The following is an 11,126-nucleotide window of genomic DNA, read 5'->3' as shown; positions in this document are numbered from 1 at the left end:
AGACGATTGGGTTTTCAGGCTGTACAGATGTTGAGAGGGGGCTGAATTTATATTTTTGAAGTTTGGTTTTCAGACGGCCTGTTGTCGAGTTGAGTGTGGCCGTCTGAAAAAATCAGCTTTATTGTTTTGCTGCTTTGATATTGTCAATGAATTTGTCGAATAGATAGCCGACGTCTTGCGGGCCCGGGCTGGCTTCGGGGTGGCCTTGGAAGCAGAATACAGGTTTGTCTGTCAGTTCGATGCCTTGCAAGGTGTTGTCGAACAAGGATTTGTGGGTAATGCGTGCGTTGGTGGGCAGAGTGTCGGCATCGACGGCGAAACCGTGGTTTTGGCTGGTGATGACGACTTTGCCGCTGTCTAAATCTTGTACAGGGTGGTTGGCACCGTGATGGCTGAAGCGCATTTTCAGGGTTTTGGCGCCGATGGCGAGGCTGATCAGTTGGTGTCCCAAACAAATGCCGAAAATCGGTTTGCCGCTTTCCATCAGTTTTTGTACGGCTTTGATGGCGTAGTCGCAAGGCTCGGGGTCGCCGGGGCCGTTGGATAGGAATACGCCGTCAGGATTGAGTGCCAAGACGTCTTCCGCGCTGGTTTGTGCGGGAACGACGGTCAGGCGGCAGCCGCGTGAGGCGAGCATGCGCAGGATGTTGGTTTTGACACCGAAATCGTAGGCGACGACGTGGTAAGGCTGTTCGGAAGGTGTAACGAAACCTTTGCCCAATTCCCATTCGCCTTCGGTCCATTCGTAAGTTTCTGTGCAGGAAACTTCTTTTGCCAAGTCTTTGCCGACCATGCTGCCGAATGCGGCAATCAGTTCTTGTGCTTTTTCAACCGTAGCGTCCGCACCGGTCAAAATCGCGCCGCCTTGTGCGCCTTTTTCACGCAGCAGCGTGGTCAGGCGGCGGGTGTCGATGTCGGCGATGGCGACGGTTTTGTTGCGCACCAGATAGTCGTGCAGGCTTTCGGACGCGCGGAAGTTGCTGTGCAGCAGCGGCAGGTCGCGGATAATCAAGCCTGCGGCATAAACGCTGCGGCTTTCTTCATCTTCGGCGTTGGTGCCGGTATTACCGATGTGGGGGTAGGTGAGGGTAACGATTTGTTTGCAGTAGGACGGGTCGGTCAGGATTTCCTGATAGCCGGTCATGGAAGTGTTGAACACGACTTCGCCGGAAGTCGAACCTTCGTAACCGATTGATGTGCCGTGAAATACGCTGCCGTCAGCGAGAACGAGAAGAGCCGGAGTGGTCATGATGGAATCCTGTTTGCCTGATGATGGTCGGTTTGCAGAAACGGGCAGGGGTCGTCTGAAAATTGTTTACAAAAAAGACCGCCTGAGAAAATATCGGCTAAAAAAAAACACGCCCCGCAGCCTTGATTTTGCTGCGTAACGTGCTTTTTCAGGCATAGCTGCCTATGCCGTAGAAGCAATGCATTCTACGTCAAAAAGCCATATCGTTCAAGCCGTGACGTGGCAACGGATTTTGCCTTTACAATCGCGCCGCCTGTTTCATTTTTGCCATTGTTCGCCGCATCAGATAAAAAAAACAGCCCGAACCCCACATAAATGACATCGTAAATGTTAGAATCTCATTCCGAGAAAATAAAAACAACGTCATCATCCGTCAACCGACGATTTTATGAAAAAAGAACGCATTATGAAAAACAAATCTTCACGTTGCCCCGGCTCCATCCGTCCGATGATTTACAGCATCGCCTCCGCGCTCGCCCTGATGGGGGCGGCATCGCAAGCGCAAGCACAGTTTGCCAAAACCCCGCTTTATCTGCAAAACGAGTCTCAGATTATCGAGCAGCCGAAAATTAAACATAACATTATGTTTTTTATTGATAACTCCGGGAGTATGGGTCGCAATGCGATTACAGGAGGAGGGAACCCTCCTGGGCAAGAATCAAGGATGGATGTAACGAAAAAAGCATTGAATAAAGTTCTTGACAAGTATCAGGATAAGTTCAACTGGGGTTTGCAGGCTTTGGTAAATACAGAAAATAATTTTAGTAATCCTGATCCTACAAAGCATACCAAAAAGAATTATACGAATAGCGAAGAAACGTTTAATACCTCATGGGTACAAATGAAAACTTTAGTAGACGGCATGAGTCCCTCGGGCTATACACCTGCTACCCGCAGGTATTACGAGGTGGTCGCATCTGCTGTTATGCCGAATATCAAATACCGCTGTCAGAAATCCTATGTTGTGATGATGTCCGACGGTGATGCCAACTTCTCTTGCAACCATGATAGGACAAGTTTTCATTATCGTTTTAACTATGATGGGAATAACGGTCGGAGAAACTCAAACTATCCGAGTGCATACTTCAACTACGAGGCAGATCTTTATCGGACGGAACCGTTTATCACTGCTTACAAATATTTTGGCGAGTCTCCGATGAAATATTTCGATCCTTATGAATTGGGCAATACATGTAGAGATAAGAAGGAAGGTGTGCACTATTCGTCCTTCTGGGATACTGCCAACAGATATCGAGGAGTCGAAGGTGGGATGGCATTCTTTAGCCGTAAACTTGATGTTAAAGACATTAAAACGGCAGCCGTAGACCGTGTCGATGCTGCCGGGGTGAGCTGGGATGGTAATCCAAATATTGATCCTAAGGGTGTGGATTACAGCAAACAAACAGTACAAACCTTCACTGTCGGTTTTGGTAATGGCATTTCTCCAGCTGGTGAGCAATACCTCATAAGGGGCGCAAGTCGTGATGGCTGGTATTTCAACGCTGCGAAACCTGATGATTTATATAATGCCTTTGAGAAAATTATCAGTCAGATTAGTAATGATAATGCAAGTATTCCTTTTGAAGGAGAGGGCGGTACTGCGCCCGCAACTTCCAGTAGTGGCATTCCTGATCTAGCGGCAACCATCAAGTTGAATACCGGCTCTTGGAGCAGTCAGATTTTATTTAATAAATTGAATAATAGTGACGGTAGACGGGAAGGTACGGTTACCCAACCCTCTTTTGGTAATCGTAAAACGTTGATCAACACGGGTTCTAATACTTACTTTATCGACGCCATTCCTGCTGATAAAGTCAACAATGCCTATTTTGGTATTGAGAATGATGACAAAGACGAATGGAAAAAGCTGCTCAATTGGACGGGCAGGGTTGGTAGAGATGACAGTGCATACAAGCCTTACCGTGAGCGTAAAGCCGGAGAGCGTGATTTAGGTGATATCCTAGATGGTTCTGTTGCAGCAGTCGGCAATCAGGAGCATGGTCGCCGCAAATATTTGGTTGCCGCAGCCAACGACGGTATGGTGCATATTTTCCAAAGTACGGATGGTAACAATCCTTATGATTTGAAAGTCAGCTACCTTCCTTCTGCGATGGAGCGTGAAAATGATGCTTCGGGCAACCCGATTACGCTTGCCAAAGTATTGAAAGACATCGCGCATGCGGATTACGGAAAATCCATTGAAAACCATAAATACGGCGTAAATGGTGGCTTTACCCTACGGCAGACTGCCGCAGCTGAACAAGGCAGTAAGTTTCAGCAACGTGTCTTTATGTTTGGTGCAATGGGACAAGGCGGACGTGGTGCATACGCTCTCAATATAGGCGGTAAAGAAGATCAAACCACCAATACCGGTCTGGATGCGGCTGCTTGGAGCGATAAAGTTCCTTTGTTTGAAACGGCCAAAGGTAAAGACAATACTTTGGGCTTTACCATCGGGACGCCGCAAATCGGTCGTGTTTCCATCAAACGTGAAACTGACGGTAGTGCCAAACTGGATGAAAACATCCGTTACGCAGGCTTCCTTGCCAGTGGCTACGCAGCTGAAGAAAAAGATGCAGCAGCCAACGAAACGGCGTTATATGTTTACGAAATGCTTGGTAAAGAAGTCGGTACAGGCGAGAAACGTGGTCAGGCTGCAGGTAAACCTGGTGATCAACTGGCGAAAATTGTCGTGAAGGATGGTGTAGGCGGGCTGTCTACACCGACGTTGCTCGATACCGATTTTGACGGGGTTGTCGATTTTGCCTTTGCGGGCGACCGAGGGGGCAATATGTACCGCTTTGACCTGCGCGGGGCAGCTCCCAGTGATTGGACTGTGGTCAAAATTTTCTCAGGTTCGTCAAGCAAGCCGATTACCTCGGCTCCTGCCGTATCGCGAAAAGGTACTAAGGAATACGTCGTGATTTTCGGTACAGGTAGCGAGATCTACCAAAGTGATTTGAGCAATACTGAGACACAATCGATTTACGGTATTTTCCAAAAATTGGATAAAACGCCGAAAGATCTCTTTGAGGACAAAACAAATCAGGGTGTCGTCGCGCAAAACCTGCGTGAACAAACTATTACTGAGGCAGAGCAGTCATATAACGATGGAAACAATCAGCCGCAAACCAGTAAAGCCTTATATCTGAGCAACGAAAAAATTGAAGAGGCGCATAAGGGCTGGTTCATCAATCTGCGTCCCGGTGAGCGTGTTTCACTTAAGCCGACCATGATTCTGCGTACTGCCATCGTTACAATACGCAAGTACACTTCTGATGTTGGTAAAACCATCGGCAAAGAAGAAGCGGAAAAAGACTTGTGTCTGCCTGTCAGCAACAATAAGTCAACTGTAACCAGCACGACCTTCCTCGGTATCAATGCTGATAACGGCGGTGCACTCAATAGCCGTAGCGCACGTTTTACGCCTGATATATTTAAGCGTGAATTGAGCGGTTTCGGTACGCAATACGCCAACGGTTTGACTCAAGAGGGTATTGTCAGCTTCACCTTTATCGATCCGAACAAGCGTACAGACGATCCTGTTACTGCCGATGGTGACAGCGGTGAAACCGGTACGGATAAGGAGCTTGGGTTGGGTTCTGGTACGCCCAACAACAAATGCTTCTCAGGCAAAGAGGGAGACCAGCGCAGTTTACTCCTGAATAAAGGGGAATCTTTGACAGTAAAAGGCCGTATCTGTGGTCTGCAACGTATCAGCTGGCGCGAGCTGTTTTTCTGATTGATTCGTGTAAGCGTATGAAGACCAAGAGGTCGTCTGAAAACGTGGAAACAGGTTTTCAGACGACCTTTGTTTTATAGTGGCTTAACTTTAAACCGACGGCGTTACCTCGCCTTAGTTCAAAGAGAACGATTCCTCTAAGGTGCTGAAGCACCAAAGTGAATCGGTTCTGTACTGTCTGTACTGTGCGGCTTCGTCGCCTTGTCCTGATTTAGATTTAATCCACTATATCTGAATGCAATCAGCTTTGCGGTCGGTAAATCTTATCGAATACGCCGCCGTCGTTGAAAAATCGTGCTTGTGCTTTGCGCCAACCGCCGAAGGTTTCGTCGATGCTGACCAGTTTTAAATCGGGGAAGCGTGTTTTAAATTCGGAGCGTACGGCTTCGTCGGTGGGGCGGTAGAAATGGCGTGCCGCCATTCGTTGCGCTTCTTTGCTATACAGCATTTCCAAATAGGTTTTGGCGATTTGTTCTGTGCCTTTTTCTTTTGCTACTGCGCTGACCACGGCGACGGGTGGTTCGCACAGCATGGATATTGACGGCGTGATGATTTCAAATTGGTTCGGATTTTCCTGCAAGGCGAGGTGGGCTTCGTTTTCCCATACCAGCAAAACATCGCCTAATCCGCGCCGTGTAAAGGTTATGGTCGAACCGCGCGCGCCTGCGTCCATGACCGGCACGCGGCGGTAGAGTTCGGAGACAAACTGTTCTGCCGCCGCATCCCCGCCTTTTTCTTGTGCGTATGCCCAAGCCGACAGGAAATTCCAGCGTGCGCCGCCTGAGGTTTTTGGGTTTGCCGTGATGATTTGTACGTCGCCTTTGACCAAGTCGTCCCAGTCATGAATCTGCTTGGGGTTGCCTTTGCGTACCAGGAACACGATGGTCGAAGTGTAGGGTGTGCTGTTGTGCGGCAGGGCTTTTTGCCAATCTGCCGACAAGAGTTGTCTGCCTGCTTTGCTGTGATGGAGCGCGTCGATGTCGGATGCCAGTGCAAGCGTTACGACATCGGCTTTCAAGCCGTTTTGCACGGTCAATGATTGCTTGCCCGAACCGCCGTTGGAGAGGCGGATATCTGCTTCCTGTCCGTGTGTTTTTTGCCAGTAGTGTTGGAAAAACGGGTTGTATTCGCGGTAGAACTCGCGTGTCGGGTCGTACGATACATTCAACATGACGACGCGTTCGGGTTTGCCTTTCGACGTGCCGCCGGACTGCCCGCATGAGGCGAGCCACACCGTCGCGCCGATGAAGATAATGCCCAGCCATGATTTGAGTCCCATCATATTTTCCTTATCAGACAAATACTTGAGCGGGGAATATAACAAGGTGGGAATCGCGCGGGAAATATTGTTTGCTTCTTTGGATATAACGGAAATGCGTTTGCGGCGATATGTGGCTTGGTGTTTGCAGTTATGGCGTTTGAAGGGATGAATAACGGAAAGGTCGTCTGAAAACGGATTTCGGTTTTCAGACGACCTTTTGTCAATGATGAACCATGCAGACAACGCCTAGCTGTGAACGCTGCTTGCCAAACCGAAAGCCGTCTGCTTCGGACGGACAGGATTCAGCGGTGCATAATCATGGCTTTAATCCACGCAGGTATTTCACGGGAGAGCTTGCGCAGGTAATTGGGCGTGGAGTCGCCGCAGGAATCGGAAGCGTAAAACTGGACGTTTTTGCCTTTTAAATGACGGTTGACGAGCCACTCGGCGCGTGCGAGATGGAAGGCGTCGCTGACGATGATGACGTTGGATACGTCTTGCAACAGCGGGACGCTCAAGGCGATGTTTTCAAAAGTGCTTTCCGATTTGTTTTCGATGCGGATGTGTTCGGGCGGGATGCCCATGTCTATCGCCATAGATTGCATGGCTGCCGCTTCGTTGCTGCCGTCGCCGTCCGTGCCGCCGCTCATCAGCAATCCGCTGACTTTGTTTTGGCGGTAGAGGGCGACGCCTGCTTCTACTCGGGAGCGCAGGCAGGGATTGGGTTTGCCGCGCCTGTTGACGGAATTGCCCAAGATGACGGCGATGTCGGCAGGTTTGATGTTTTGGGATGCTTTTTCTGCTTGGACGGCTTGGTAATGCAGCCAAGCCACGCTGGTCGCCCAGATGAGGAGAAGCGGGAGGAGGCCCCATATTATCCATCTTTTCATAAATGATTCCTTTGGGTGTATCGGGTGTGTGCGGCGGGATATCGGTTGGATGGCGCGGCAGTGAAACATCATAGCATATGCGGATTGTCTGACCGGCGAGACGGGATGGGCGGTAGATTTCGGTTGCGGGCGGGGTGGGTATGTTGTGTTGTCATCGCGGGGAGGTCGTCTGAAACCATCTTCTGTTTTTCAGACGACCTCGTAAATGTTAAGATAAACCGTTTTTCCCTTTACGGTATGGAAGGACGCAAAAAGCGGCGGCATCGGGTTGCCTGCTGTTTTGCGTGGTTCCGCCATGTATTGACCGAAAGCCATTTATGACTGATATCCTCAATAAAATCCTTGCCACCAAGGCTCAAGAAGTGGCCGCTCAAAAAGCGGCGGTGCCGCTTGTGGAAGTCAAAGCGCGGTTGCGCGATGCCGAACCCGTGCGTGACTTTTTTGCTTCCATCCGCAATAAACACGCCCAAAACTTGCCTGCCATTATCGCGGAAATCAAAAAAGCCAGTCCCAGCAAAGGGCTGATACGGCCTGATTTTCACCCTGCGGACATTGCGCGCGCTTATGAACGCGCGGGGGCGGCCTGTTTGTCTGTGTTGACCGACGAAGTGTATTTCCAAGGTTCGCCCGAGTATTTGAAACAGGCGTGTTCGGCGGTCAGCCTGCCGGTGTTGCGCAAGGATTTCATTATCGACGACTATCAGATTTATCAGGCGCGCACATGGGGCGCAGATGCGGTTTTATTGATTGCGGCGGCTTTGGATGCCGCGCAGTTGGCGCATTTTGAAGCCGTTGCCCACGATTTGGGCTTGACCGTTCTGCTGGAATTGCACGACCAATCCGAATTGGAAAAATGCCGTAACATGACCACGCCGCTTTGGGGCGTGAACAACCGCAATCTGCGGACTTTTGAAGTCACGCTCCAGCAAACTTTAGACCTGCTGCCCGAGCTGTCGGGCAAAACGGTCGTCACGGAAAGCGGTATCCGAAACAAAGACGATGTGGACTTTATGCGCGGACACGGCGTGCATACGTTCTTAATCGGCGAAACCTTTATGCGGGCGGCGGATATCGAAGCCGAAGTGCGTAAGTTGTTTTAATACCTTGCCGCAAGGTGTGCAAAGCACAAAATTTCTTGCCTGCTTTTGAGGCGGTCTGCTTCGGAAGCAGGCAGTTTAGTGTTTCCCCGACCGCCACACCGACCAGATAATCCACAGGCTGTTGGCGAAAGCGATAAGGTAGCCGACGAAGCCGATAAACTTGGGGCCGGTGTCTATACTCATGACGATGGACGAACCAATAATCAGGGCGGCGGTAACGATGCCCATGGTCAGGCGGTTGGCGGCGCTGTCGATTTGATGGCTGATGCGGTCTGACTGCTTGAGGTCTAGGGTGATGCCGAATTTGCCTTTTTGCAGCATTCTGGTCAGCCTGAAGAAGTCTTGTGGCAGCGACTCCGCCATTTGCAACAGGGTGCGCAGTTGCGTTTTGGCGTTGCGGGCGATGTGGGCGGCGGAGGCTTGTTCTTTGACGGCGGCTTCGGTGATGGGTTTGGCGCGTTCGAGCAGTTCGATACTGCCGTCAAGCCGTTTGACGACGCCTTCGAGGGTGATGAGGGTTTTGAAGAGCATCACGAGGTCGCCAGGCAGGGTCAGCCCGTGGCGGCGCATGATGGAGGTGATGTCGTTGATGACTTGACTGACGCGCAAGTCGCGGATAGGCGTGTGTTCGTAGTTGAGCAGCATTTCCAAAACATCGGCGCCGAGCAGGTTTTCGTCGGGCAAATCGCCCTGCGCCCAGTCGCTGAGGACGTATTGGATGAGCAGCGCGTCGTTGTTGGTCAGGGCGTTGATGAGGTTGAGGATTTCGCGGCGGCGGGTGTTGCCGAGGTGTCCGACCAGCCCGAAGTCGATGAAGGTGATGCCGCCGTTGTCGTTGATGAAGATGTTGCCCGGATGGGGGTCGGCATGGAAAAAGCCTTGCCGCAGCATCATGGTGAAGAGGGTGTCGGTAATCCGTCCGGCAAGCCCGTTGCGCAAGGTGTGGGGCATGGTGTCGAGGTCGGCGTCTTTCAGGAGCGTGCCGCCGATGTAGTCTTGTACGAGGATGTGCCGGTTGGAAATGTCGGGATAGACGGCTGGGATGCGGACCAAAGGGTCGTCTGAAAAGGTCTGACCGAAGCGCTGCATATAGCGCAGCTCCACCGATAAATCGGTTTCTTTCGCCAGACTCTTGGCAAAATAGGCGACCATCAATACGGGCTGGTAACGGCGCACTTCGGGGATTTCGGATTCCATCAGTCTGGCGAGATGGTTCAAAATCCGCAGATCCGCCTGAATGACCGGCTCGATGTCGGGGCGTTTGACTTTGACGGCGACGGCGGTTCCGTCTAAAAGTTCGGCACGGTGTACCTGTGCCACCGACGCGCTGCCTGCGGGTTTCGGGTCTATGCTGCGGAACACTTCGGAAACGGGTTTGCCCAGATAGGCTTTGACCAAAGTATAGATTTCAGACGACGGTATCGGCGCGACGTTGCTTTGCAGTTGTTCGAACTCTTCAATCCACTCCGCCCCGAAAATATCGACCCGCGTGGACAATACCTGACCGAGTTTGACGAAGGTCGGACCCAGCTCCTCAAACGCTTTGCGGAAGCGTCGCGGCGTACTCATATAACGGCTGTCGGGATGCACTTCGTCCCCGCCCGCCGCGCCCAAACGGATGCGCTGCACAAAGCCGCCCAAGCCGTATTTCGTCAGCACGGTAATAATTTCGCGCATTCTGGAAAAGTCGCGCATAGCGAGCAGAGTAGGTATCATCATGGGTCGGGTATCTTTGCAAAATTTTTTATAAACAACGCTTTAACGCAATATAACAGACGCTTTTTTGCCAAACATCCTGTTTTTTATATACAATCGCCTGAATATCCCAGATACAGAATAACATAATAGCAGGCGGCAGACAGGTCGTCTGAAAATGGAATCAGTCAAACATGAAAGCCTTATCCAGGCTGGCGGCACTATTGGCTTCGGTCTATGTGCTGTCCGGCATTCATTTTGCAAACGCCGACGATCTCGATTCGTTCGTCAGAAACAGACAGCAGGTTTTAAACCAATTTGAAGATGCAAGACAACCTGCTTCCCCGGCACTCCTCCAACCCGGACGCGCAATCACTGCCGCGATCGCTCCCCGCCAACCCGTAAGCTCTGTACAGTCATCAGACAATGCAGACGAACTCATCAGCAGCGCGATGGGGCTTTTGGGCGTAGCCTACCGCTACGGCGGCACATCCGCGTCCACAGGTTTCGACTGCAGCGGCTTTATGCAGCACATCTTCAAACGCTCGATGGGCGTAAACCTCCCGCGCACTTCCGCCGCACAGGCAAAAATGGGTGTCGGCGTATCGCGTAGCGAATTGCAGCCGGGCGACATGGTGTTCTTCCGCACGATGGGTCGCGGCAGAATCTCCCACGTCGGCCTCTACATTGGCAACAACCGTTTCATCCACGCGCCGCGTACCGGCAAACGTATTGAAGTCACCAGCCTCAGCAACAAATACTGGAATGCCAAATACGCCTTCGCCCGCCGCGTGAAGAAAAACGATCCGTCCCGTTTCCTCAATTAAGTCTAGGAAAGTACCAACGTGAGTATGCCTGAAATGCCCAAATGGTATGACGACGACGGGCAAATCGTATCCTGCACTGAAAAAGTGAAAGTCATGACCGAGAACATGACCGAGCTTTATCAGGCGGCGCAAGACGCATTCGAAGACGCGCTTCTGATGGGGTGCGGCGAGAAGCAGTTGCGCGAATACCTGCGAGCCTTGATTGAAGGTGTGGAAAATCCCTACCGGAAATCCTAGGCGGAAAATCCCTATCCGACGGCATGGCTTTTGAACCATGCCGTTTTTTATGGGCGGCAACCCGACAAGGTCGTCTGAAAGCCGGCAAGATGCTTGAACTGCACCCCAAAAGTTGGACATCCCCT

Annotated in this window: 8 protein-coding genes; 4 read left to right on the top strand and 4 right to left on the bottom strand. The window is 51.3% G+C overall.

The window, feature by feature from the left end; all coding sequences use genetic code 11:
• Window positions 1-118: 118 nt before the first annotated feature.
• Window positions 119-1,249 carry a glutamine-hydrolyzing carbamoyl-phosphate synthase small subunit gene (carA, locus tag HMPREF2726_RS03480; protein ID WP_070602195.1) on the bottom strand — a complete coding sequence of 377 codons (1,131 nt, stop codon included), beginning with the start codon at window positions 1,247-1,249 and terminating at the stop codon, window positions 119-121.
• A 388-nt stretch (window positions 1,250-1,637) separates the two neighbouring features.
• On the opposite strand from carA, the gene pilC reads away from it, so the two are divergent.
• Window positions 1,638-4,991 carry a PilC family type IV pilus tip adhesin gene (gene pilC / locus HMPREF2726_RS03475; protein WP_070602193.1) on the top strand — a complete coding sequence of 1,118 codons (3,354 nt, stop codon included), beginning with the start codon at window positions 1,638-1,640 and terminating at the stop codon, window positions 4,989-4,991.
• Between the two features lie 241 nt (window positions 4,992-5,232).
• Here the strand turns inward: pilC and HMPREF2726_RS03470 are convergent, their stop codons facing one another.
• A complete protein-coding gene (locus HMPREF2726_RS03470) occupies window positions 5,233-6,495 on the bottom strand; it encodes a sulfate ABC transporter substrate-binding protein (protein WP_283118689.1) in 1,263 nt (420 codons plus the stop codon).
• A 59-nt stretch (window positions 6,496-6,554) separates the two neighbouring features.
• Window positions 6,555-7,142, bottom strand: a complete 588-nt coding sequence (locus tag HMPREF2726_RS03465) for a YdcF family protein (protein WP_070602191.1) — start codon at window positions 7,140-7,142, stop codon at window positions 6,555-6,557.
• Between the two features lie 317 nt (window positions 7,143-7,459).
• Here HMPREF2726_RS03465 and trpC point away from each other — a divergent pair, with 317 nt between their 5' ends.
• Window positions 7,460-8,242 (top strand): indole-3-glycerol phosphate synthase TrpC, encoded by a 783-nt coding sequence (trpC, locus tag HMPREF2726_RS03460; protein WP_070602189.1) that lies wholly within the window; start codon window positions 7,460-7,462, stop codon window positions 8,240-8,242.
• Between the two features lie 75 nt (window positions 8,243-8,317).
• Here the strand turns inward: trpC and HMPREF2726_RS03455 are convergent, their stop codons facing one another.
• Complete coding sequence (locus tag HMPREF2726_RS03455) at window positions 8,318-9,961, bottom strand: ABC1 kinase family protein (protein ID WP_003765617.1); 1,644 nt, start codon at window positions 9,959-9,961, stop codon at window positions 8,318-8,320.
• Window positions 9,962-10,131: 170 nt separating this feature from the next.
• Here HMPREF2726_RS03455 and HMPREF2726_RS03450 point away from each other — a divergent pair, with 170 nt between their 5' ends.
• Both HMPREF2726_RS03450 and HMPREF2726_RS03445 read left to right on the top strand, forming a co-directional pair.
• Window positions 10,132-10,764 carry a C40 family peptidase gene (locus HMPREF2726_RS03450; protein ID WP_009313066.1) on the top strand — a complete coding sequence of 211 codons (633 nt, stop codon included), beginning with the start codon at window positions 10,132-10,134 and terminating at the stop codon, window positions 10,762-10,764.
• Between the two features lie 18 nt (window positions 10,765-10,782).
• A complete protein-coding gene (locus HMPREF2726_RS03445) occupies window positions 10,783-11,001 on the top strand; it encodes a hypothetical protein (protein WP_036529748.1) in 219 nt (72 codons plus the stop codon).
• Window positions 11,002-11,126: the final 125 nt, after the last annotated feature.

Source organism: Neisseria sp. HMSC074B07 (assembly GCF_001810355.1).
Taxonomy (GTDB): domain Bacteria; phylum Pseudomonadota; class Gammaproteobacteria; order Burkholderiales; family Neisseriaceae; genus Neisseria.
Note: the sequence above shows the minus strand (reverse complement) of the source record. Positions and strands in the feature narration are given on the sequence as shown.